The sequence below is a fragment of the Streptomyces auratus genome, from assembly GCF_050433025.1.
Lineage (GTDB): Bacteria > Actinomycetota > Actinomycetes > Streptomycetales > Streptomycetaceae > Streptomyces > Streptomyces sioyaensis.
In genome coordinates this window covers 1691464-1714419 of sequence record NZ_JBNGCB010000001.1, presented here as the reverse complement: position 1 = coordinate 1714419, position 22956 = coordinate 1691464, and the positions used below count along the sequence as shown (strand labels likewise).

The window sequence follows — 22956 nt, the reverse complement described above, 5'->3', positions numbered from 1 at the left end:
CGTCTGCATGTGCTCGACTGGCTGGCCGGGGGGATGCTCGCCTGCGGCCTGCTGTGTCTTGCCACCGGACTCCTTCCGGCCGAACCCGCCGGGGACGCCATGCTCCGCATCGCCCCGCTGCTCGCCTTCCTCGGGACGGTGATCGTCCTCGCCGAACTGACCAGCGCGGCCGAGGTGTTCGACGTGGTCGCCTCCGGAGTGGCGCGCGCCGGGCGGGGCAGTTACGCCGCGCTGTTCGTACTGTGCGTGGCCTTCGCCTCGCTCACCACGATCACGCTCAACCTCGACACGACGGCGGTGCTGCTCACCCCCGTCATGCTGGCCCTCGCCTCGCGGGTGGGCATCGCGCCCGTACCGCTGGCCATGACGACGGTGTGGCTGGCCAATACGGCGAGTCTGCTGCTGCCCGTGTCGAACCTGACGAACCTGCTGGCGGCGGACCGCGTCGCGCTGACTCCCGCCGGGCTGGCGGCGAAGATGTGGGCGCCCCAGCTGGCGGCCATCGCGGTCAGCATGGGCTGTCTGTGGCTGTTCTTCTGGCGCAGCGGCAAGCGCGGCGCGGAGAACTACCCGCCGCCGGCGGTGCACCGGCCCGCGGACCGCACGCTCTTCCGCGTCTGCGGGCTCGCCTGCGTCGGTTTCCTGCTGGCCATTCTGCTCGCCGACATCCCGCTGTGGGCGGCGTCGGCAGCGGCTGCGGGGGTGGCGGTGGCGGCGTTCGCGGTCCGCCGGAGGGGCGTGCTCCGGCTGTCGCTCGTACCGTGGCGGCTGCTCGTCCTGGTGCCGGGGCTGTTCCTGGTGGTCGAGACGGTCAATGTGAACGGGCTGCACGAGATGCTGGCGTCCGCCATCGGCCCGGACGGCGGGCTGCTCGGCATGCTCCGCGCCGCGGCCGTCGGTGGCGGGCTGTCCAACGTGCTCAACAACCTGCCCGTCTACCTGGCCGGGGAGTCCGCCGTGCCGGTGGGCAACCATGACCAGCTGCTGGCGCTGCTCATCGGGACGAACGTCGGCCCGGTGGTGACACCTTGGGCCTCGCTGGCGACGCTGCTGTGGTTCGAGCGCTGCCATGCCCAGGGCGTCAGGGTGTCGCTGAAGAGCTTCATGGGCACCGGAGCGCTGCTCGCCGCCGGGGCCCTGCCGGCCGCCACCGTGGCGCTCGCGCTGGCCGGTTAGGCGCCGGTCGGACGGGCGCGGGACCACCCCGTCAGCCCCTCGGACCCCCGCTCAGCGGACGCCGGCCGCCGCGCTCCGCTCGACCAGATCCAGCAGATACGGCATGTCGTCCGGCCGCCCGGCCACGAAGCTGCGGTCGGTGTCCGGGCCGGTGGCGTTCCCGCGGAAGGGGCTGCCGTCGAGGGCCCGGATCTCCACGCCCGCTTCCGTGGCGAGCAGCGCGCCCGCGGGCAGGTCGATGGCCTCCGCGCGGTAGCCGACGAAGCCGTCGATCGCACCGCGGGCGAGCATGGACCAGGTCAGCAGGGGCGCCCACAGCTGGAGCAGCCGCCGGGAGCGGACCTCCAGCACCTCCTTCAGGGCCCCCGCCGTCGGATCGTCACGGGCCACCCCGTGCCCCTGGGTCCAGGCGAGCAGCGGCCCCGCGGGCGACAGCGAGCGCCCGGGACCGGTCATCCGGCCCAGGGGCCCGTACGCGCCGCAGCCGGCGAGCGCGGTCCAGGTCCGGTCGGTGACGGGGTCGTGCACGACACCCACGGCGGCCGTGTCGCCGACGCACAGGGCGATCCCGACGACATAGGCGGGCAGGCCGATGACGACGTTGTTGCTGCCGTCTAGCGGGTCGATCAGCCAGGTGCGGGAGGCGCCGTTGGCCGTCCGGTCGCCTTCCAGCGCCCCGGCCTCCTCGGCGAGGATCCGGTCGTGCGGAAAGCGCTCCTGGATGCGGCCGACGATCAACTCCTCGGCCAGCACGTCGAGTTCGGTGACCACATCTCCGTCGTCGCCCTTCGCCCGAACCCGGTAGTCGTCCTGGAAACGGGAGCGCAGCAGGGCACCCGCTTCCCGCGCGGCGGAGACGGCCAGCTCCCGCTCGGCCGCGAACTGCTCCGACGGGTCGTCAGGGGCGGGGGTCATGGATCCTCCTGAGGACGGTCCGGGCGGTCCGGGCGGTCGCTTCGGCGTTGCATGCCTGTCGTACCACTTGATGACCGGTGCCGTGCAGCGGTCCGAGGGAAAGGTCGAAGCGCCCGGGCAGAGACCGGCCGAGCACCAGCGTGGCGGCGACGCCGCCCTCGGGGACGACGGTGGTGTGGAACTCTCCAGCCGGCAGGGTGTAGACCGTGCCGCGCAGGCTGGTCTGTTCGGTGCCCGGCTCGCAGCTCACCAGGCGAGAAGTCGGCTGGATTTCATCTACGCCCGAGGGGTGGCTGAGGACCTCGAAGACCCGGTGGGTGGGTTCCGCGGGCCGCTCGACGACCTGCACGCGCAGATTGCCCACCGCCCCGTACAGCACACAGCTGGTCAGCTCCCAGCTGTGCGAGTGCACCGGCGAGGTGGTCGGCTGCGCCGCCTCCTCCTCCGCCTCGCCGCCGAAGGCATGCACACAGACGCCGCGGTCGCCGACGCGCTCCACCGGAAAGCAGGTGAAGCCGAGCGGATGCCGCACGGCGTGCAGTCCGCGGCGGCCGGAGGCGATCTCTTCCAGGACCGAGGCGGCCGTCTCGAAGATCTCCGTGGCCGCGCCGGGCCGGCTCATGGCCACTTCGAGCTGTCGGTGATCCATGGGGCTGTGCACTCGGCCGCTCACCTCCGGTACGGATTCTCCGCGTGCAGCGCCTTGTCGATGACCTCGCTGACGTCTCTGTCGGTGAAGGTCGTGGGGAGCGGGAGGCCGAGCCCCTCGAAGAGCCGGTGGGTCTCGTCGACCGTCGGCTCCTCGCTCAGCGGCACGGTGCGTCGCAGGTCGAGCGCGACGGCCTGTTCCCGGCTCTGGTGGAGTTCGGTGACGTAGTAGTCGTAGAGCGGCCGGTCGCGTTCCACGAGGAGGTTGACCCGCCGGGGGTCGTCCTGAGTGATGATCAAGCAGGAGGCCGAGAGGTCGAAGCGCAGGGTGGGCACGACCGACGAGAGATGCACATCGATCTCCAGGGTGTCGAGCCGCTGCCGGTGCCAGCAGGCCGCGAGCACGGTGGCGAACGACTCCTTGCGGGTCCGGTCGGCGCTCCAGCTGTCCGGCGGGACGACGTCCAGCCGATGGGCGAAGGTCTGCCGGAAGCGCGCGTACGCGGCGCACGCCTGCTCGTCGGCCGGGTTGATGATGTCGATCTTGACGGTCAGGGAACGGCGCTGGAGCTGCGCCTCCCGGATGCAGACCGGCAGGGTGACGGCCCGCAGATAGGTTCCGGTGCCGCCCTTGAACACCCAGCGGTCGGTGTGGTGGCGCGCCCGGTCCAGGGCCTGTTCGAGCTCGGCGCCGGTCAACGACCGCACCATGGTGAGGTCTTCGAGCGCCCGGTGCGTCGCCGACATCGCCCCCTGGATGTCCGCCACGCGGCGCCTGCGCTCGGTCAGCGTCCCGAAGACCAGCGCGGCCAGCACCAGCAGGGTCGCGCCGGACGTGACATTGTCCTGAATCGCCCCACCGAAGACATCCAGCAGACCGATGACCAGCGCGGCGCCGAGAGCAACGACGCTGTCGAGATTGCGGATGGTCCAGGCGACGGAGTTCTCGATGCCCCGCCGCGTCTCTGCGGTCCTGCGTGCCACGCCCACAACCTCTCCCCCGGGTACTCGCATCGTAGGAGCGAGCCGAGCCCGGCGGCCAGGGATTCCGGCACCGACGATATCTTCTGCGCCACCTCTGTACGGGAGTTGGGGCGGGGAGCGGAGGCTGGTGGATCAGCGGACAGCTGCCACGGCGGGAGACCGGTCCGCGGCCGCCTCACTCGCCGTGGTGGAGGGTGCCGTCCTCGTCCATCCTCGGGTGCATCTTCGTCGGCCCGTAGTCGTCAAGGTCCGAGGGGCGGGGCGGCTCCGGGCCGTCGGGGCCGCATCTGATCATCCGTTCGATACGGCAGATCCGGTACAGCGTGTCGGCCACCCGTACTTCGTCGGCGCGGCCCGCGGCCCTGAACTCCTCGCCGGCCCGCGCGTACTGCTCCCGCTCCCGGTCGTCGAACTTGTGGAGCAGCGGCCAGAATTCGGTCAGCCCGCTGTAGAGCTGCCGCCGCGCCTCGTGCGGGGTCGCCATCAGGGCTCCCTGCGGCTGCCATCCCGGGCCGCTGCGTTCCACCACGCCGAAGCCGACGGGAAGGAGGACGACCTCCGGATGGGACGTGCGTGCCCGGGCGGAGTCCTTGCGCACCTCCGGGGGGAAGCGCGCGCCGGTATAGGCGAACCCCCGCAGCGCCAGCCTCATGGCACCGGCCATCAGGCCGTCCTCCCGGCCGGGGGCGAGGGCGAAGCCCAGGTCCGGCGACGGGGTGTCGTGCCGGCCGTCCCAGGACCGGTCGGCGGGTTCCGGGTCCGTGGGGCGCGGCGGTTCCAGGCCGCTCTCGCCGCTGCGCGCGAACTCCTCCCCGCGCACCACGCGGTAGCGCACCCCGAGGACCGTGAGCTCGTCGACCGGCTCGCGCTCCAGAACCGCCACCGCGGCCAGTAATTCCCGCCGGACGCCGGGGTCGTCGGTGTCGTCCTTGGCCTGGAACCACAGCAGGGAATTCAGGCCGTCCCGGGCCTCCTGGGGCGTACCGCTCGTCGCGGACCGCACCAGCCGCCAGTCCGCCGAGGCGCCGGGGTCCTGTACGGCGAGACCGAAGACCGGTCCGCGGAGCACGAGATGCGGATAACGGTAGGAGGCCTGCACGGCGTCGGCCTCGGTCACCCACTCGGCCGGATCGTCGCGCCGGACCAAGCCCTCGTGCAGCCGCTCGATCTGTCGCTTCCAGTCATCATCCATGTACGCATTGTTGTGCGCGGGCAGTGGGCGGCGGGGCGGAACGTCGCAAATGATCAGGCCCCGCCGCGGTGGCGGCCCGGCCTCAGAGGTAGAGCCCCGCGTCGGCCCCCGCGTCCTGGGCCGGGACCGACGCCGGACGGGTGCCGCGGCGCAGCGCATACAGCTCGGCCAGCGAGGCGCCCTCGCGTCCGATGCCCTGGTCCGTGCCGAGCCAGTGCACCGCTTCCGCGCGGCTCAGCGGGCCGACCTCGATACGGGCCAGACAGCGGCCCGGACGGATCACCGCCGGGTGCATCCGCTCCAGGTCCTCATTGGTCGTCACCCCGACCAGGACGTTACGGCCCTGGCCCAGCAGCCCGTCCGTCAGATTGAGCAGCCGTGACAGTGCCTGCCCCGCGGCGTGCTTGGCCTCGCCGCGGATCAGCTCGTCGCAGTCCTCCAGGAGCAGCAGCCGCCAGCGGCTCTTGCCGGTGCTGTCGTCCTCGCCGATCGCGATGTCCATCAGATAGCCGACGTCGTTGAACAGCCGCTCCGGGTCCAGTACGCAGTCCACCTGGCACCAGTCCCGCCAGGAGCGGGCCAGGGTGCGCAGCGCGGAGGTCTTGCCCGTACCGGGCGGGCCGTGCAGCAACAGCAGCCGGCCGGCGATCTCCTCGGGCGCCACCTTCATCAGCCGGTCCATCGCCTCGGCCACCGGCGCGGTGTAGTTGGGGCGGATCTCTTCCCAGGTGCCGGCCGAGATCTGCCGGGAGGTGCGGTGCGGTCCGCGGCGCGGGGAGAAGTACCAAAAGCCCATGGGAACGTTCTCCGGCTGCGGCGCCGGCTCGTCCTCGGCGCCCTCCGTGGCCTGTGCCAGCACCTTCTCGGCCAGTTCGTCGGTGACGGCGGTGACCGTCACATCGCCGCCGCGGTTCCAGCGGGAGACCAGCACGGTGTAGCCGTCGCCCTCGGCGAGCGTGGCGCTGCGGTCGTCGTCCCGCGCCGCGCGCAGGATCCGGGCGCCCGGTGGCAGCAGCGTCAGCCCGGAACGCACCCGGTCCACGGACCGGCTCCGGGCGTAGGGCTGTTCCCCCTTGGCGAACCGTCCCAGAAAGAGCGCGTCGACGACATCGGCGGGCGAATCGCTGTCGTCCATGGTCAGCCGGAGCGGAAGGGACTCCTCGGTGGCGGACGGCTGGACGTGATCGGCACACATCCCGCCATGATCGGTCACGGCGGCCCTGCACGCACACGGATTATCCCGGCGTTTTCCCGGTACCAGAACAGAACTGTTACGCAGAAAGCCGGGGGGTGAGCGACGGGCCGAAGACGGCCGGAGGACGGCGCCACCGGACGGCGGTGCGCCGCCGGTGAGCCGCCCTCGGACGGCGCAATGGCGACACCGCGGGCGGGCCGTCCGGAGACTGGGGGGACGTGCCGCGAGGTGAGTGACCGCCGGAAGGAGCCGCGTCCGTGGAGCCGCCGGGCGGAATCGCCCTGACGTTGATCATGGTGTGTCTGACCGTGGTCACCGGGATGCTCGACGCCGTCAGCTTTCTGGCGCTCGGTCAGGTCTTCACCGCCACCCAGACCGGCAATCTGCTCTTCCTCGGCTTCGGCATCGCCGGGCAGGGCGGGGTGCCGGTGGCGGCGACGGTGGTGTCGATCGGTGCCTTCGTACTGGGCGCGGCGCTCGGGGCCCGGGTGGAGTCGGGGCTGGCCCGCCTCCGGCGCCCGTGGTTTCCGGTTGCGCTGATCACGGAGGCGGTGATGCTGGCCGCTGCCGCCGCGGCGGCCTGGCAGTCGGGGCCGGCCCGGGGGCTGCCGCCCGGTCGCCGCTATGCCGTCATCGGTCTGATGGCGATGGCGATGGGCATGCGCAACGTCACGGCCATGCGGGTGTCCGCGCCCGACCTCACCACCACCGTGGAGACCCGGGCGATGACGGCACTGGTCAGCGGATCACCGGTGGGGCGCGACAGGCGGCTGGGGTACGGCAGGCACCTGGCGGGCCGTCGGCTGGCGTCGGTCGGCGCGATGTTCGCCGGCGGCCTCCTGGGAGCCGGACTGCTGGGTCTCGGGACCAGTCCGATGCTGGTGATCGCGCTGGTGGCGGCGACCGTCGCGGCCACCGCCTTCCTGGTGCCCGGCCTCGCCCGCCGCCGTACCGCCACCGGGGACTGACGGGCCGTCGGTCGCGCCGGCTGGGCGACGAGCGCGCACGCGTGCGCGGTCGCGCTCTCCGCGGTCCGCCATCGGGGTGGACATGGACGTGTCGGGCAGCGGGCGCCGAAGCGGCGATATGGCGGTGAACAACGGTGAACATCCCTTCGGATCGGCAGATTTGCCGCGAACTGCCGATGAGTTTTGGCATGGACACTTCCGGCTACCCGTGAGTCTTGCTACGACGGATGTGGCAGAGCTCCTGCTAAGGGAGGTTCCATGAAACTGTCCCGATTCGCGGCCTTGACGTCCGCCTTCTTCGTCACCTCAGCGCTCGCGCTCACCGGCGCGAGCGCCGCCGCGTCCGCCCAACTCCCCACCGCCACCGGCTATGTGGCCCTCGGCGACTCCTACTCCTCCGGCGTCGGGGCCGGCAGCTACGACAGTGCCAGCGGCTCCTGCAAGCGCAGCGCCAAGTCCTACCCGGCCCTCTGGGCCGCCGCGCACTCCCCCTCCTCGTTCCGTTTCACGGCCTGCTCCGGCGCCCGAACGGGTGATGTTCTCAGCAGTCAGCTCGGGCCGCTCAGCAGCACCACCGGGCTGGTGAGCATCACCATCGGCGGCAATGACGCCGGATTCGCCGACACCATGACGACCTGTGCGCTCCAGGGCGAGAGCGCCTGTCTGGCCCGGGTCGCCCAGGCCCGGACCTACATCGACAACACCCTGCCCGGCCGGCTCGACGGGGTGTACAGCGCCATCTCCCAGAAGGCCCCCGCCGCCCGTGTGGTCGTCCTGGGCTATCCGCACTTCTACCGGCTCAACGGCACCTGCATCGCCGGTCTCTCCGAGAAGTCCCGTGCCGCGATCAACGCCGCGGCCGACGACATCAACGGCGTCACCGCCAAGCGGGCCGCCGACCACGGCTTCTCGTTCGCCGATGTCAATGCCACGTTTTCCGGACATGAGCTGTGCTCCGGCAGCGCCTGGTTGCACAGCGTGACCTTCCCCGTCGAGGAGTCCTACCACCCGACCGCCGCCGGCCAGTCCGGCGGCTATCTCCCGGTGTTCGCCTCCGCTGCGTGACGACCCGTACGCCGGGCGCCGGGGAGAGGCAGTGAGATCCCGGTCTCTCCTTGTGCGCCCCGGCGGCCCGTCAGGCGCCCCCCCCGGGCTCCGCCGGCGCCCGGTAGTTGCTCAACTCGCCCTGGTCCACGCCGTGTAGGTGACATTCCGTATGGTGTGCGTCAACGTCAAAGCGAGGCAGGTGAATCCGTTGACCGGTCTGCACGCGTGTCCTCCGAGAGAGATAGGGTTACCCTGCCCGGGCCGGGTGCCCTCGTAGGGTGGGGAGAGTCATGGAACAGATAACAGTGCGTAGCAGGGCGCGAGTCCCTGCGATCAACTGCGGGAGTAGTGCATCCAGTGCGCGCCTCGACCGCCATTTCGCCGTGCTGGGGGGTCCCGCCGTCCCGCAGCGTGAGGTGGAGGGCGCGACCTCGCTGATGCAGGAGCTCACCACGCGTGATCGTGCGCGTTCGAGGAACAGCCGCGGTGCCAGGGTGTCGCTGTTCGCGCCGCTGCGCAGGCTGCGGCGCTCGCTGTTCGGCGGGCACGGCTGATCCGCTTCTGAAGCGGCATCTCGGGCGATCACACCGTCCCGGCGCGGCACTGCGGTCCGATCGCTCGTCAGACCCAGGGCGCCGGCAGCGTGTCGGTGTGCTCGCCGGGGCGGGAACCCTCGCCCCGAAGGTGCCGTGAGCCGCTCACTCGCCGGCCCCGTCCCCGCCCGGCCGGCGCAGGAGACTCCCCACCACCCGTTGCGTTGCGACGGGTGGTTTCTTGTGGGCGCCCCGGGCGGCGCCGCGCTCACAGCAGCACGAACTGCCCCTCCGGGCCCTCCTCGTGGTGGTCGAGCACGGAGGCCGGACGGTGGGCGAAGACCGGCGCGGGCAGGATGCCGGCCGCCCGCAGCTCACCCGCCGCCAGCTGCGGACCGCCGTCCGTGGCCTGCTGCAACTCCGCGCACTGGGGCCGGAGTTCGGCCAGCAGCGCCAGTACGGTGACCAGCTCCAGCAGCTCCGAGGTCCACTCCTGGAGCCAGCTGGTGGGGCGCAGCGCCGCCAGCGAACCGGGCTCGGGCTCGTCCGCCGACGTGCCGGTGCGCGCGGCGAACCACGCCTCCAGTACGCGCGTCCCGCCCGCGTGGAAGTCCCAGGCGCCCGCGGGCACCGGGGAGATCCGGCCGTCGCCGAGCAGCAGCGCCTCCTCCTCGGGGTCGTAGCCCAGGGACGGGGGCAGGCCGCGGGTGGGGAGCGCGGAACGGACGTACGGGCGGCGGCCGCCGGGCATCCGGGGCCGCTCGCCGCGGTGCCCGCCCGGGGTCCCGTCGAGGTGGGCGCCCCGGGTCCACAGCCACAGCAGCCGCCCGCCGAGCGCGACACCGCGCTCCCAGATCTCCGGTTCGGCGGTGAGCGGCACCGTGCAGCCGTCGGGGGAGTGCCGGGCGCTCGCGGCGAGCCAGGCGAGCAGGTCGGTGGGGTGCACCGGGCGGTCCAGGCGCCGGCCGAGCAGGGGGAGCAGGCCGGGGGCGAGGTTGGGCTCCCGGCCTCCGGGCCGACGGTAGAACGGACGGATCCGGCCGGGGCGGCCGGCCGGGGAACGCCCGTCGGGCAGCAGCGTGGAGCAGACCACCGGCGGGCCGGGCAGCTGCGGCACCTGGGCCCACTCGACCACGAACAGCTGCCGCTCGTCCGCCACCCGCCACAGCTCCGGCCGCGCCCCGTCGATCAGCCGATGGTCGGGCAGCAGCCACTGCTGGTCGAACGGGCCGTGCAGGATACGCACCGGCTCGGGGCAGGGTCCGCTCGCGCGGTGCAGCCGCCCGGTCGGAGTCGCCTGGCCCGGCAGCTGGCCGACGGCGGAGTGCAGGGTGCGGGCCCTCGACGGCCGGAACAGCCGCTCGCGGGCCGCCGGGTCGCCGGCCTCCACCAGCGCCGACCAGCGGGCGCGCAGGGTCGCCGGATCCGGCGCGCGCACCCAGGAACGGCCGAGCCGCAGCGGCGCCACGGACCACGGCATGAGATCGGACAGCCGTGGCGCGTCCTGCTTCGCCGTCACGCGGAGCCCCTCCCGGACCGTTCGGTTGACCCCGGCATGGTAACCACGGGGCCCGGTGGGCGTGCCGTCCCGCGGGGGACACCACCCCTCCGGGGCGGGCCGCCCCGCGGTCTTCCGCTTGCTGATCTTGGCGGAGTACGGTCCTCGCCGTACGCCCGGCCACGGTGCGGACCTGGCTCCGTGCGGTGCGCCGGGACCTGCTCAGGGGAGGAGCGCCATGACGGACACCGCCTCCCCCGCGCCTGAACGGCGCGGGGGCACCCCCATCGGCCACCGGGCCGCCGCGCGGCTGGACCGGCTGCCGCCGTCCCGGTGGCACCGCCGCCTCACCCTCGTCGTCGGCATCGGCGCCTTCTTCGACCTCTACGAGATCTTTCTGGGCGGGGTGCTGGCCGCGGTGCTCGCCGGGCAGTGGCATCTGGGGCCCACCGCGAAGTCCTGGGTGATCGCGGCCGGTTTCCTCGGGATGTTCGTCGGCGCGAATGTGCTGTCGGTGCTCGCCGACCGCTTCGGACGGCGCCGGATGTTCCTGGTCAACCTGGCGGGGTACTCGCTCTTCTCGCTGCTGAGCGCCTGCGCCCCGGACCTGTCCTGGCTGCTTCCGCTGCGCTTTCTGGCCGGGCTCGGGCTCGGCGCCGAACTCGTGCTGGTGGACACCTATCTCGCCGAGTTCTTGCCCCGGGCGGTGCGCGGGCGCTCCATCGCCTGGGCGTACACCGTCGGCTTCGTCGGCGTGCCGGTCGCCGCGCTGCTCGGGGCCCACCTGGTGGCCGCGCACCGGCTGCTCGGCATCGAGGGCTGGCGCTGGCTGCTGGTCGCCGGTGCGCTGGGCGCCGGGTTCCTTCAGCTGATGCGCCGCCAACTACCCGAATCCCCAAGGTGGTTGGCGGTGCAGGGGCGTGGCGCGGAGGCCGAACGGATCGTGGCGGGGCTGGAGGAGCGGGTGGCCCGGGAGAGCGGCGGCAGCCTGCCGTCGGTACCCGAGACGGAGACCGTCCCGGAACGCAAGGTGCCGCTGGCCGAGATGTTCCGGGGCTGCTACCGACGGCGGACCGTCATGTGGTGGCTCTTCCAGGTGCTGCAGACCGTCGGCTACTACGGCTTCGGGTCGCTGGCTCCGGTGGTGCTCACCGCGAAGGGGCACACCGTCACCGAGTCGCTGCTGTACGCGGCGCTGAGCTTCTGCGGCTATCCGGTCGGCTCCGCGCTGTCCATCCCGCTGATCGACCGGATCGAGCGCCGGACGCTGATCATCGCCTCGGCGCTCGGCATCGCCGGCTGCGGTCTGGCCTTCGGCTTCGCCGCCGCCACCTGGGCCGTCGTCACCTTCGGCTTTCTGCTGACGGTGTGCAGCAACGTCTTCTCCAACGCCTTCCACGTCTACCAGACCGAACTCTTCCCGACCGGTCTGCGCAGCAGCGCGATCGGTATCGCCTACTCGCTGTCCCGGCTCACCTCGGTCGTCCTGCCGTTCGTCGCACTGAGCGTGCTCAGCGACCTCGGGCCGGCCGCGGTGTTCACCGGCTCGGCGGGGCTGATGTTGTTGCTGTGCCTGGACGTGGCGCTGCTGGGGCCACGCACGACTGGGCGCAGTCTGGAACGCATCTGACTTCCCACGTTTTTGGCTGGCCCGCCGTTGCGCCTGCGCTTGGCGGCGCGGCGCACGTTTTCGGCTTTCCCGCCGTGGTGGTTTTTCGCCGTTGCGCCTGCGGCGGGCGTGGGTTGTCGGGTGCGGTGCCGCTCCTCCGGACTTCGTCCTGCGGCTCGGCCCCTCCCGTGGGTGGGGGAGGAAAAGGCCGGTGGGGTGTTTGTGGGTGGTCCGGTGCGCCTCGTCGGTCGCAGTGAACTGGTTATGAGTGGCCCGCCCCCACTCACCGTTACGTACTCCTCTCACGGGAGGGGACGGGCCGGAGGGGCCGGTGTGTGGGACGTAAAGCGAAGCAGTCCCACACACCGGCTCCGGAGGTCCGTCACCGCACCCGACACCCACCCAGCCCGCCGCAGGCGCAACGACGAACAACACCCACGGCGGGCCAGCCGACCACGTGCGGCGGCGCCGCAAAGCGCAACGGCGAGCAACGCCCACGGCGGGAAAGCCGAAAACGTGGGAGGCCTACGCGTCCAGCGTGACCGTGAACGAGAAGCGGTCGCCCCGGTAGTGGATCCGGGCCACATCGACCGCGCGGCCGTCCTCGTCGTAGGTGACGCCCGTGTAGTGCAGGATCGGGCTGAGGAGCGGGATCTGCAGCAGCCGGGCGGTCTCCGGGTCGGCCAGCCGCGCCTCCACGGTGTCGGTGATCCGGCTGATCCGTACGCCCACCATGTCCCGCAGCACCTTCGTCATCGGCCAGCGCGTCAGGTCCGCGGGGTCGATCCGGGCGGCGACCTCGGGCCGTACGTAGTTGTGTGCGTGGTTGGTCGGCTCGCCGGTCTCCTCGTCGCTGCGCAGCCGGCGGAAGCCCGTCACCTCGGCCAGGCCGGGGAAGTATTCGGACAGTTCGGACGGCACGGGGGTGGGGCCGTGGCCCAGCAGCTCGGTGCTCATCCCGGACTGCTGGGCCACGATCGCGTCCACGGAACCCAGCAGCCGCACCGGCGCACCGCGCTGTGCGCTCGGTTCGATGAAGGTGCCACGGCGCCGGTGCCGGCTGATCAGGCCCTCCGCCTCCAGCTCCTTGAGGGCCTGGCGCATGGTCAGCACGCTCACGCCGTAGTGCGCGGCGAGCGCGTCCTCGGTGGGCAGCCGCAGCGGCGCCTCGGGGGAGCGGCCGAGTATGGAGGCGCGCAGCGACTGCGAGACCTGGTACCACAGCGGCAGCTTGCGGTTCAGGTCGAGCGAGTCGGGAGCGAAGGTGGTCACGAGGTCCCCGGTGTCAAGGGCGGAAATGGCGCTGGAGACCCTGCCATACGTCGTCGTAGCCCTGCTGCAGATGGCCGGCGTCCCGGGCCTGTTCGGTGAGCGTCAGCGGCCAGCGGGTCTCGAACATGAAGGCCAGGCCGTCGTCGATCTTCTGCGGCTGCAGCTCGGCGGCGCTCGCCCGGTCGAAGGTCTCCCGGTCGGGCCCATGCGCCGACATCATGTTGTGCAGCGAGCCGCCGCCCGGGACGAAGCCCTCCGCTTTGGCGTCGTAGGCCCCCTCGATCAGACCCATGTACTCGGTCATCACATTGCGGTGGAAATACGGCGGCCGGAAGGTGTCCTCGCCGACCAGCCAGCGCGGCGCGAAGACCACGAAGTCCACGCCCGCCAGCCCCGGGGTGTCGGAGGGCGAGGTCAGCACGGTGAAGATCGACGGGTCGGGGTGGTCGTAGCTGATCGAGCCGATGACGTTGAAGCGCCGCAGGTCGTAGACGTACGGGACGTGGTTGCCGTGCCAGGCGACCACGTCCAGCGGCGAGTGGTCGTAGGTGGCCGTCCAGAGGTGGCCGCAGAACTTGTTGACGACCTCGACGGGGCCCTCGACGTCCTCGTAGGCGGCGACCGGGGCACGGAAGTCACGGGCGCCCGCGAGGCCGTTGGCGCCGATCGGGCCGAGGTCGGGCAGCTGGAAGGGCCGGCCGTAGTTCTCGCAGACATAGCCGCGAGCGGTGGCGTCCAGCAGCTCGACGCGGAAGCGGACACCGCGCGGGATGAGCGCGACCTCGCCCGGTTCGGCGCGCAGCAGGCCGAGTTCGGTGCGCAGCAGCAGCCCGCCGCGCTCCGGCACGATCAAGAGCTCGCCGTCCGCGGAGCTGAACACCCGCCGGTCCATGGAGGTGTTGGCGCAGTACAGATGCACGGCCATGCCGGTGCGCTGCGTGGCGTCGCCGTTGCCGCCCAGGGTCCACAGGCCGTCGAGGAAGTCGGCCGGGCCGGCGGGCTCGGGCAGCGGGTTCCAGCGCAGCCGGTTGGGGTCGGGGACACAGTCGGTGAACGGCGCCGAGCGCAGGGCGCCCTGCCCGGCGCGGACGAACGGCGGATGGGCGGCCGACGGGCGGATGCGGTAGAGCCAGGAGCGGTGGTTGCGGTCGCGCGGTTCGGTGAACGCCGAGCCGCTGAGCTGCTCGGCGTAGAGGCCGAGCGGGGCGCGCTGGGGGGAGTTGCGGCCGATCGGCAGCGCACCCGGGACGGCCTCCGAGCTGTGCTCATTGCCGAAGCCGGTGGTGTACGCCAGCGCCTCGGCCACTTTCCGCGCCTGCTCGTTGCCCGTGCCTGCCATCGCGTGCTCCCGCCGCTCAAGGAATCCTATGCAAGACATTAGGATTGCGGCAGGGGGTCGTCAACGGAGACTCCCGGCCGCGCGGCCGGAACGTCACGGTTGCGCACTGCCGGCCCGGTTGCCGGGCAGGATGGACGGGTGCAGCAGCCCACCCCGCGCCCCGCCCCGCCTGACGGCTCCCTCCGCCGCGCCCCCGTCCAGCAGCGCAGCGCCCAGCGCCTGGCCCGGATCCTCGATGCCTGCGCCCATGTGCTGGAGGAGAGCGGATACGACAACCTGAGCACGCGGTCCGTGGCCGTCCGCGCCGGCGTCCCGATCGGCTCCGTCTACCGCTTCTTCCCCAACAAGCGCGCCATGGCCGAGGCCCTCGCCCGGCGCAATCTCAACGCCTACGCGGACCGCATCACCGCCCGGCTGACCACACCGGCCCATGCGTCGTCGGAGTGGCGCCGGGCGATGGACGTGGTGATCGACGAGTACCTCGCCATGAAGCGGACGGTGCCGGGCTTCGCCCTGGTGGAGTTCACCGTCCCCGCCCCGCGCGCCGCCCGGCAGGCCAACTACGAGGTGGCCGACCGGCTGCTCGCCCTGTTCGCCGGACCGCTCGGCCTGGACACCGCCGACGAGCGGCTGCGCACCGCCTTCCTGGTGGGCGTCGAGACCGCCGATGCCCTGCTCCAGCTCGCCTTCCGTACGGATCCGCAAGGAGACCCGGCGATCGTCGCGGAGGCCAAGCTGCTGCTGCGGGCCTATCTGGCGCGCTATCTGGACGGCGACGGCGACGGTGACGGCGACGCGGCGGACGGGGGGACCGCGGCGGCCGCGGGGGAGGGGTGAGCGCGGTACCCCGGCCGGTGAGATCCACATTGACCTGGGGTTTTGCTCGTATTGCTCGCACGTCAAGCCCTTGTTAACAAAAGTTTGCGGGACCTAACGTCAGCCCAACCGCCACCCCCGGCAGATGTTCAAGGGCGAACGTGAGGTACCCCAATGCTGACAATCCTCGGATTCGTCATGATCGCCACCTTCCTGGTGCTGATCATGATGAAGAAGATGTCACCGATGGCAGCGCTCGTGCTGATCCCGGCGCTGTTCTGCGTCCTGGTCGGCCAGGGCGCGCACCTGGGCGACTACGTCCTCAAGGGCATCGGCGACCTGGCCCCCACGGCCGCGATGCTGATGTTCGCCATCATCTACTTCGGGGTGATGATCGATGTCGGCCTCTTCGACCCGGTCGTCCGCGGCATCCTGAAGTTCTGCAAGGCCGACCCGGTCCGCGTGGTGGTCGGCACGGCGCTGCTCGCCGCGATCGTCTCGCTCGACGGGGACGGCTCCACCACCTTCATGATCACCGTCTCGGCGCTCTACCCGCTCTACAAGCGGCTGAAGATGAGCCTGGTGGTCATGACCGGCGTCGCCGCCACGGCCAACGGCGTGATGAACACCCTCCCCTGGGGCGGCCCGACCGCCCGCGCCGCCACCGCGCTCAAGCTCGACGCCGGCGACATCTTCGTCCCGATGATCCCCGCCCTGGCCGTCGGCCTGGTCGCGGTCTTCACCCTCGCCTACGTCCTCGGCCGGCGCGAGCGCAAGCGGCTGGGCGTCCTGACCCTCGGCGACACCCGGGTGGTGACCGAGGCCGCGGACGAGAGGGAGAGCGAGCAGGTCCTGGTCGGCGCGGGCGCCGTCGGTACGGGCGGCGGCCCGCGCACCTCCGGAGGCGCCGGCACCGGCACCGGGTCCGGCGCCACGTCGTCCGCCGGTGGCCGGCAGGACGAGGGCGACGACGACCTCCAGGTTCTGGACCCGCACCGTGCCACCCTGCGCCCCGAGCTCTACTGGTTCAACGCCGCGCTCACGGTCGCGCTGCTCGCCCTGCTGATCCTGCAGGCGCTGCCGATCCCGGTGCTCTTCCTGCTCGGCGCCGCCCTCGCGCTCACCGTCAACTTCCCGCACATGAAGGACCAGAAGGCCCGGGTCGCCGCGCACGCGGAGAACGTCCTCAACGTCTCCGGCATGGTCTTCGCCGCCGCCGTCTTCACCGGGGTGCTCACCGGCACCGGCATGGTCGAGCACATGGCCCGCTGGCTGGTCAGCGGCATCCCCGACGCGCTCGGCCCGCACATGGGCCTCGTCACCGGCGTGCTCAGCATCCCGCTGACCTACTTCATGTCCAACGACGGCTTCTACTTCGGCATCGTGCCGATCCTCGCCGAGGCCGGCGCCGCCCACGGTGTGGCCCCCGTCGAGATCGCCCGGGCCTCCCTCGTCGGCCAGGCCCTGCACATGTCCAGCCCGCTGGTCCCTGCCGTCTACGTCCTCGTCGGCATGGCCAAGGTCGAGTTCGGCGACCACACCAAATTCACCGTCAAATGGGCCGCGCTGACCTCCCTCGTGGTCCTGGGGGCCGGTCTGCTCTTCGGCATCCTCTAGGGGGTGCCTCTCCGATCTCCTAGGGGCTCGGAGAGGGGGCCCGGAGGGGCGGGGGCCAGGGGTTCCCGAACCAAGAGCGGGGGGCGCGGCCGGCGGGGGTGGGGTCGCGCCCCCGACCACGTGGGGGTCGCGCCCCTGACCACATGGGGCTCGCGCCCCGACCGCATAAGGGCGCGCCCCGACCCCATAAAGGGACGTTGCGGACGCACCGTAGGCTCGTTCCCGCCGTCACCCGGGCGGGTGGCGGCGGGCTCCCTGGCGCACGCAAAACTACCGGCGCTAGTTTGGGAGCCGGAAGAGCACCGGCGGCAGGGGAGGATCACACGTGAAGCAGCACGACGCGATGTACATCGACGGAAGCTGGCGGCCCGCCGCGGGCAGCGACACGATCGAGGTCGTCAACCCGGCCGACGAACGGGTCATCGCCACCGTCCCGGCCGGCTCCGCGGCGGATGTGGACGCCGCCGTACGCGCCGCCCGCGCCGCCCTGCCGGGCTGGGCCGCCACCCCGCCCGAGGAGCGCGCGGACCGGCTGGCCGCGCTGCACGGCCGGCTCACGGAGCGCGCCGAGGAGATCGCCGCGACCGTCACGGCCGAACTCGGCTCACCCCTCGCCTTCAGCACGGCGGTGCACGCCGGAGTGCCGCTCGCGGTCAGCGCGTCCTACGCCGAACTCGCCCGTACGTACGCCTTCGAGGAGAAGATCGGCAACTCCACCGTGCTGCACGAACCGGTCGGGGTGGTGGGTGCGATCACGCCCTGGAACTACCCGCTGCACCAGATAGTCGCCAAGGCCGCCCCGGCCCTCGCGGCCGGCTGCACGGTGGTGCTCAAGCCCGCCGAGGACACCCCGCTGGTCGCCCAGCTGTTCGCCGAGTGCGTCGACGAGGCCGGGATACCCGGCGGGGTCTTCAACCTCGTCACCGGGCTCGGCCCGGTCGCCGGGCAGGCCCTCGCCGGACACGAGGGGGTCGATCTGGTCTCCTTCACCGGCTCGACGGCCGTCGGCAGGCGGATCGGCGCGCTCGCGGGCGCCGCGGTCAAGCGGGTGGCGCTGGAACTCGGCGGCAAGTCCGCCAATGTCATCCTGCCCGGCGCCGACCTGGCGAAGGCGGTCGGCGTGGGCGTCGCCAACGTGATGGCCAACTCCGGCCAGACCTGCAGCGCCTGGACCCGGATGCTGGTCCACCGGGACCATTACGCCGAGGCCGTCGAGCTGGCGGCCGCCGCGGTCGCCAAGTACGTGCCCGGCGAGCGGGTCGGCCCGCTGGTCAACGCCCGCCAGCAGGGCCGGGTCCGCGGCTACATCGAGCAGGGCATCGCCCAGGGGGCGCGGGTCGTGGCGGGCGGCCCGGAGGCGGTCGAAGGGCCCGGCTATTACGTCCGGCCGACCGTCTTCGCGGACGTCACCCCGGAGATGACCATCGCCCAGGAGGAGATCTTCGGCCCGGTCCTGACGCTCCTGAAGTACGAGGACGAGGACGACGCCGTCCGGATCGCCAACGGCACCGTCTACGGTCTGGCCGGCGCGGTCTGGGCGGGCGACGACGCCGAGGCGGCCGCGTTCGCCCGCCGGCTGGACACCGGTCAGGTCGACATCAACGGCGGCCGCTTCAACCCCCTCGCCCCGTTCGGCGGTTACAAGCAGTCCGGCGTCGGCCGGGAGCTGGGGCCGCACGGCCTGGCCGAATATCTGCAGACCAAGTCGCTCCAGTTCTGACCCGGCCGGGCCGCGCGGAGGTCGTCGCCACCCCGCAGCCCGGCACCTTCCGTCCCCGTCCTCCCGCACCGAGGAGACCCCCGTGGTCCGCGCCGCCGTACTGTCCGTCGTCAACGCCCCGCTCCAGGTCACCGAGATCGACCTGCCCGCACCCGGCCCCGGCCAGGTCCGGATCAAGCTCGCCGCCGCCGGCGTCTGCCACTCCGATCTGTCGCTGTCCAACGGGACCCTGCGCCAGCCCGCCCCCGCCGTCCTCGGACACGAGGGCGCGGGCACCGTGACCGCCGTCGGTCCCGATGTGACCACGGTGGCCCCCGGCGACCAGGTCGTCCTCAACTGGGCGCCGTCCTGCGGCGACTGCCACTTCTGCGGACTGGCCGAGCCCTGGCTGTGCGCCGACGCGGGCCTCGCCGCGAACTCCCCGTACGCCACCCTCGCCGGCGGCGACACCGCGCTCTACCCCGGCCTGGGCACCGCCGCGTTCGCCGAGGAGACCGTGGTGCCCGCGCGGGCCGCGCTGCCGCTGCCCGACGGGGTGCCGCTCGCCGACGCCGCACTGCTCGGCTGCGCGGTGCTCACCGGCTGGGGCGCGGTCCACCACAGCGCCCGGGTGCGGGCGGGGGAGTCGGTCGTGGTCTTCGGCGTCGGCGGGGTGGGCCTGGCCACGCTGCAGGCGGCGCGGATCGCGGGGGCCGGTCCGATCGTGGCCGTGGATGTCTCACCGGCGAAGGAGGAGCTGGCCCGCGCGGCCGGCGCCACCGAGTTCGTGGTGGCCGGGGATGCCGCGTTCTTCGAGAAGGAGGGCGCCAAGCGGATCCGCAAGCTCACCGGGGGAGTCGGCGCCGATGTCGCCATCGAGTGCGTGGGCCGCGCCGAGACCATCCGCACCGCCTGGTCGGCGACCCGCCGCGGCGGCCGTACGACGGTCGTGGGCATCGGCGGCCAGGAGCAGCAGGTGACCTTCTCCGCCCTGGAGCTCTTCTACTTCGGCCGGACGCTCTCCGGCTGCGTCTACGGCAACAGCGACCCCGCCCGCGATCTCCCCGTCATCGCCGGCCACGTCCGCTCCGGCGCGCTCGATCTCTCCGCGCTGGTCACCGAGCGGATCGGCCTCGACGGCATCCCGGCCGCGTTCGACGCGATGCTGGCGGGCAAGGGCGGGCGGGCGCTGGTCGTCTTCTAGACGGCGCTGTTCTTCACGGCGGCAACGAAGGACCCCCAGGCGGTGGCGCTGAAGACGAGCGCGGGCCCTTGGGGGTTCTTGCTGTCCCGTACGGGGACGAGGGCGGGGAGGTTGTCGGCTATCTCGATGCACTCACCGCCAGACGTGTTGCTGTAGCTGCTCTTGCGCCAGTTGGCGGCGGTGAGGAAGTCGTCGGAGACCTCGATGCAGTCGCCGCCACTCGTGTTGCTGTAGCTGCTCTTGCGCCACGTCGCATTGCTCAGGTCGATGGCTCGCACGGCACTTCCTCCAACATCTGGATGATGTACTTCCGCGACTCGGCCGGGGACAGCGCCAGGTCACGCATCGCATCGTATCGGCGCTGCAAACCCTCAACCCTGCCGTTTTCCTCGATGAGTTCACCGCGATCGTCATTCTCGGTGTACGCCACGGTACGACCGTCCAGCAGCCGCAGGAACATCATGGCGGTGTTCATCAGGCCATGCGGACCGGCGCTGAACGGCAGGACGTGGAGGGTGATTTTCGGGCGTTCCGCTGCCTCCGCCAGGTACTCCAGCTGCTCCCGCCACTTCTGCGGGTCGCGCAGCCGCGTGCGCAGCACCGCCTCGGAGAGGATGACGCGAAAGGGCGGTGCGTCGTCCCGCTCCAGCAACTTCCGACGCCCTATGCGCGCCTCGACCTGCTGGTCCAGCTCCCGGCCCTGGAGGTCGCCCGTCGCGAGCGCTTCGCGCGCATACCCGGCCGTCTGGAGTAGGCCGGGCGGCGCGCTCGGGGCGTAATGCCAGAGGCTCATCGCCTCCTGTTCCAGCGCCATGTACCTCCGGTACTGCTCCAGGAACTGCGTAGGATCCCCCACCGCCAACTCCCACAGCGTCAGCAGCCATTCCTGCGCCCCGTAGTGCTGGGCGAGCGCCTCCACCACCTCCGGGCTGCCGATGGTCTTCCCGCTCTCCATCTTCCCGAACAGCGACGCGTCCCAGCCGAGCACCTCACCGAGCTTCCGCAGGCTGTCGCCCTTCTGCGCACGCAGTAAGCGCAGTTCCTCCGCGAACCGCTTGCGCGGCTCCTTGCTCCGTCCGGTGACGACCCTTCGCGGCGGCATGGGACCTCCTCCACAACCGGCCGATTCCGGTAATGGCCGGAACACTCACGGTAGTCAGTGCTCGGCGGGCCGCGCAGGGAATTGCAGCGCCAGGCCGTCCACCAGCGCGCGCAGCCCGGTCTCGAACGCGCCCTCGTCCACCTGCCGTTGATGCTCCGCCAGCAGATGGGCCTGGCCCAGATGCGGATAGTCGGCGGGGTCGTAGGCGCTCGGGTCGTCGACGAAACCGCGGGCGAACGAGCCCAGCGCGGAGCCGGCGACGAAGTAGCGGACCATCGCACAGACCCGGGTGGCCTGGGCGGGCGGCCAGCCCGCCTCGACCATGCCGCCGAACGCCGCGTCGGCCATCTTCAGTCCGGCGGGGCGGCGGCCGGGCCCCTGGGCGAGGAACGGCACGATGTGCGGATGGGCGGCGAGCGCCGCGCGATAGGAGCGGGCCCAGCCGAGCAGCCCGGCGCGCCAGTCCCCGCCCGTCTCCAGCGCCGACACATCGACCTGGGCGATGACCGTGTCGGCCACCGCGTCGAGGATCTCGTCCTTGGTCGTGAAGTGGTTGTAGAGGGAGGGCCCGCTCACCCCCAGCTCCGCCGCCAGCCGCCGGGTGGAGAGCGCCGGCAGCCCCTCGGAGTCGATGAGCGCCAGCGCCGTGGAGACGATGCGTTCGCGGCTCAGCAGGGGCTTACGGGGTCGGGCCATGACGCACATAGTAGGGGCCGTTCGCGGAAAACTAGCAGTGCTCATTAACCGCTCCGGCCGGCCCGCCCGCACCCGCCGGACCCTAAGCGCTTGCTCAGCGGCGCGATATGGTGTTCGATCCGTCAGTGGAGGGTCCCTGGTGGATCGAGGAGCGGGGAGCGCGATGGGTGCGGCGGCGGAACGGGCCGAAGAGGAGAACGAGGAGTGGGCCGGGGTGACCCCGGACGCCGCGCGACGGCTGGTCGGTGCCGCCGTCGAGGCCTTCGCGGAGCGCGGCTACCACGCGACCACCACCCGTGACATCGCCGGCCGGGCCGGTATGAGCCCGGCCGCGCTCTACATCCACTACAAGACCAAGGAAGAGCTGCTCTACCGCATCAGCGGCATCGGCCACGAAAAGGCGCTGCGCATCATGGGCGCCGCCGCCGGGGCCGGGGGCAGCGCCACCGAGCGGCTGCGCGACGCCGTGCGCACCTTCGCCCGCTGGCACGCCGAGCACCACACCACCGCCCGGGTCATCCAGTACGAGCTCCAGGCGCTGAGCCCCGAGCACTACACCGAGATCACCGGTCTGCGCCGCCGGACCGACCGGTTGCTGCGGCAGATCATCCAGGACGGCGCCGACAGCGGGGAGTTCCGGGCCGATGACGTCCCCGGCACCACCCTCGCGGTGCTGTCGCTGTGCGTGGACGTCGCCCGCTGGTTCACGGCCGACGGCCCGCGCACGCCGGACGAGGTGGGCACCCTCTACGCCGATCTCGTCCTGCGGATGGTGGGGGCGCCGGACCGGGGCTAGGTGTGCTGTCCGGAGAGGTTGGTGAGGCGGCCGGCGGGGTTCCGCCCCGCGCACCGGCCCGTCGGTTCCGCCCCGGCACCGGCCCGTCGGGTCCCGGACCGGTGTGCGGGGCGTAGGCCGGACTAGAGGTAGAAGCGGCTGACCGTCTCCGCGACGCACACGGGCTTGTCGCCGCCCTCGCGTTCGACGGTCACGACCGTGGTGAGCTGGACGCCGCCGGACACCTCGGCCACCTCCGCGATCCGGCCCGTGGCGCGCAGCCGGGAGCCGACCGGGACGGTCGCGGGGAAGCGCACCTTGTTGCTGCCGTAGTTGATGCCCATCGTCACGTTGTCGACCCGCATCAGCTGCGGGACGAGGGCGGGCAGCAGCGACAGCGTCAGATAGCCGTGCGCGATGGTGGTGCCGAAGGGGCCGGCCGCCGCCTTCTCCGGGTCCACATGGATCCACTGGTGATCGCCGGTGGCGTCCGCGAACAGGTCGATCCGCTTCTGGTCGATCTCCAGCCAGTCGCTGGTGCCCAGGTCCTCACCGACCGCGGCCCGCAGTTCGTCGAGCGATCCGAACACTCGGGGCTGTGCCATCTCCGTCTGCCTCCTCGGGATCCATCCGCCGCCGACCGGCCGGGCGGCGGACTAAGCGCTTGCTCA

At 72.1% G+C, this 22956-nt stretch carries 22 protein-coding genes; 10 read left to right on the top strand and 12 right to left on the bottom strand.

Features of this window, described 5'->3' with window-relative positions; all coding sequences use genetic code 11:
* Positions 1–33: 33 nt before the first annotated feature.
* On the top strand, positions 34–1176 hold the full coding sequence (locus tag BKA18_RS07320; protein WP_078568920.1) for an ArsB/NhaD family transporter: 1143 nt from the start codon (positions 34–36) through the stop codon (positions 1174–1176).
* 51 nt (positions 1177–1227) lie between these two features.
* On the opposite strand, the gene BKA18_RS07315 is transcribed toward BKA18_RS07320, so the two are convergent.
* The 5 genes from BKA18_RS07315 to BKA18_RS07295 all read right to left on the bottom strand — a co-directional run bounded on the left by BKA18_RS07315 (position 1228) and on the right by BKA18_RS07295 (position 6110).
* Positions 1228–2091 carry an inositol monophosphatase family protein gene (locus BKA18_RS07315; RefSeq protein ID WP_366047861.1) on the bottom strand — a complete coding sequence of 288 codons (864 nt, stop codon included), beginning with the start codon at positions 2089–2091 and terminating at the stop codon, positions 1228–1230.
* Positions 2075–2740: a hypothetical protein gene (locus BKA18_RS07310; RefSeq protein ID WP_366047860.1), complete on the bottom strand. Its 666-nt coding sequence runs from the start codon at positions 2738–2740 to the stop codon at positions 2075–2077. The genes BKA18_RS07315 and BKA18_RS07310 overlap by 17 nt, the downstream gene beginning before the upstream one ends.
* A gap of 20 nt (positions 2741–2760) precedes the next feature.
* A complete protein-coding gene (locus BKA18_RS07305) occupies positions 2761–3723 on the bottom strand; it encodes a hypothetical protein (protein WP_235448599.1) in 963 nt (320 codons plus the stop codon).
* A gap of 175 nt (positions 3724–3898) precedes the next feature.
* Positions 3899–4915 carry a DUF5954 family protein gene (locus tag BKA18_RS07300; protein WP_366047859.1) on the bottom strand — a complete coding sequence of 339 codons (1017 nt, stop codon included), beginning with the start codon at positions 4913–4915 and terminating at the stop codon, positions 3899–3901.
* A gap of 82 nt (positions 4916–4997) precedes the next feature.
* On the bottom strand, positions 4998–6110 hold the full coding sequence (locus BKA18_RS07295) for a DUF5925 domain-containing protein (protein WP_366047858.1): 1113 nt from the start codon (positions 6108–6110) through the stop codon (positions 4998–5000).
* A 257-nt stretch (positions 6111–6367) separates the two neighbouring features.
* On the opposite strand from BKA18_RS07295, the gene BKA18_RS07290 reads away from it, so the two are divergent.
* The 3 genes from BKA18_RS07290 (at position 6368) to BKA18_RS07280 (ending at position 8679) form a co-directional block, all read left to right on the top strand.
* Positions 6368–7078 (top strand): YoaK family protein, encoded by a 711-nt coding sequence (locus tag BKA18_RS07290; RefSeq protein WP_366047857.1) that lies wholly within the window; start codon positions 6368–6370, stop codon positions 7076–7078.
* Between the two features lie 258 nt (positions 7079–7336).
* The gene (locus tag BKA18_RS07285) at positions 7337–8143 is read left to right on the top strand and encodes an SGNH/GDSL hydrolase family protein (protein WP_366047856.1); all 807 of its coding nucleotides are present in this window, start codon (positions 7337–7339) and stop codon (positions 8141–8143) included.
* A 272-nt stretch (positions 8144–8415) separates the two neighbouring features.
* Positions 8416–8679, top strand: a complete 264-nt coding sequence (locus BKA18_RS07280; RefSeq protein WP_366047855.1) for a hypothetical protein — start codon at positions 8416–8418, stop codon at positions 8677–8679.
* A gap of 247 nt (positions 8680–8926) precedes the next feature.
* Here the strand turns inward: BKA18_RS07280 and BKA18_RS07275 are convergent, their stop codons facing one another.
* Positions 8927–10177, bottom strand: coding sequence for a type ISP restriction/modification enzyme (locus tag BKA18_RS07275; protein ID WP_366047854.1), 1251 nt, complete (start codon positions 10175–10177; stop codon positions 8927–8929).
* Positions 10178–10394: 217 nt separating this feature from the next.
* Here BKA18_RS07275 and BKA18_RS07270 point away from each other — a divergent pair, with 217 nt between their 5' ends.
* Positions 10395–11786: an MFS transporter gene (locus BKA18_RS07270; protein WP_366047853.1), complete on the top strand. Its 1392-nt coding sequence runs from the start codon at positions 10395–10397 to the stop codon at positions 11784–11786.
* Positions 11787–12290: 504 nt separating this feature from the next.
* On the opposite strand, the gene BKA18_RS07265 is transcribed toward BKA18_RS07270, so the two are convergent.
* Together BKA18_RS07265 and hmgA are read right to left on the bottom strand one after the other, a co-directional pair.
* Positions 12291–13037 carry a GntR family transcriptional regulator gene (locus BKA18_RS07265; protein ID WP_366047852.1) on the bottom strand — a complete coding sequence of 249 codons (747 nt, stop codon included), beginning with the start codon at positions 13035–13037 and terminating at the stop codon, positions 12291–12293.
* Between the two features lie 13 nt (positions 13038–13050).
* A complete protein-coding gene (gene hmgA / locus BKA18_RS07260) occupies positions 13051–14376 on the bottom strand; it encodes a homogentisate 1,2-dioxygenase (RefSeq protein ID WP_366047851.1) in 1326 nt (441 codons plus the stop codon).
* A 138-nt stretch (positions 14377–14514) separates the two neighbouring features.
* On the opposite strand from hmgA, the gene BKA18_RS07255 reads away from it, so the two are divergent.
* The 4 genes from BKA18_RS07255 (at position 14515) to BKA18_RS07240 (ending at position 19712) form a co-directional block, all read left to right on the top strand.
* Complete coding sequence (locus BKA18_RS07255; RefSeq protein ID WP_366047850.1) at positions 14515–15213, top strand: TetR/AcrR family transcriptional regulator; 699 nt, start codon at positions 14515–14517, stop codon at positions 15211–15213.
* Positions 15214–15366: 153 nt separating this feature from the next.
* On the top strand, positions 15367–16809 hold the full coding sequence (locus BKA18_RS07250) for a CitMHS family transporter (RefSeq protein WP_366047849.1): 1443 nt from the start codon (positions 15367–15369) through the stop codon (positions 16807–16809).
* Between the two features lie 325 nt (positions 16810–17134).
* A complete protein-coding gene (locus tag BKA18_RS07245; protein ID WP_366047848.1) occupies positions 17135–18529 on the top strand; it encodes an aldehyde dehydrogenase family protein in 1395 nt (464 codons plus the stop codon).
* Positions 18530–18611: 82 nt separating this feature from the next.
* Positions 18612–19712, top strand: coding sequence for a zinc-binding dehydrogenase (locus BKA18_RS07240; RefSeq protein ID WP_366047847.1), 1101 nt, complete (start codon positions 18612–18614; stop codon positions 19710–19712).
* On the opposite strand, the gene BKA18_RS07235 is transcribed toward BKA18_RS07240, so the two are convergent.
* The 3 genes from BKA18_RS07235 to BKA18_RS07225 are packed head-to-tail and all read right to left on the bottom strand — an operon-like array spanning position 19709 to position 21510.
* Positions 19709–19990 carry a DUF397 domain-containing protein gene (locus BKA18_RS07235; protein ID WP_366047846.1) on the bottom strand — a complete coding sequence of 94 codons (282 nt, stop codon included), beginning with the start codon at positions 19988–19990 and terminating at the stop codon, positions 19709–19711. The two genes, BKA18_RS07240 and BKA18_RS07235, sit on opposite strands and share 4 nt — an antisense overlap.
* Entirely contained in the window at positions 19972–20814 is an 843-nt protein-coding gene (locus tag BKA18_RS07230; protein ID WP_366047845.1) for a helix-turn-helix domain-containing protein, read from the bottom strand. Before BKA18_RS07230 ends, BKA18_RS07235 begins: the two co-directional genes overlap by 19 nt.
* A gap of 54 nt (positions 20815–20868) precedes the next feature.
* Complete coding sequence (locus BKA18_RS07225; protein ID WP_366047844.1) at positions 20869–21510, bottom strand: TetR/AcrR family transcriptional regulator; 642 nt, start codon at positions 21508–21510, stop codon at positions 20869–20871.
* A 163-nt stretch (positions 21511–21673) separates the two neighbouring features.
* On the opposite strand from BKA18_RS07225, the gene BKA18_RS07220 reads away from it, so the two are divergent.
* Positions 21674–22306, top strand: a complete 633-nt coding sequence (locus BKA18_RS07220; RefSeq protein ID WP_147248120.1) for a TetR/AcrR family transcriptional regulator — start codon at positions 21674–21676, stop codon at positions 22304–22306.
* Positions 22307–22428: 122 nt separating this feature from the next.
* Here the strand turns inward: BKA18_RS07220 and BKA18_RS07215 are convergent, their stop codons facing one another.
* Entirely contained in the window at positions 22429–22890 is a 462-nt protein-coding gene (locus BKA18_RS07215; protein WP_006607694.1) for a MaoC family dehydratase, read from the bottom strand.
* Positions 22891–22956: the final 66 nt, after the last annotated feature.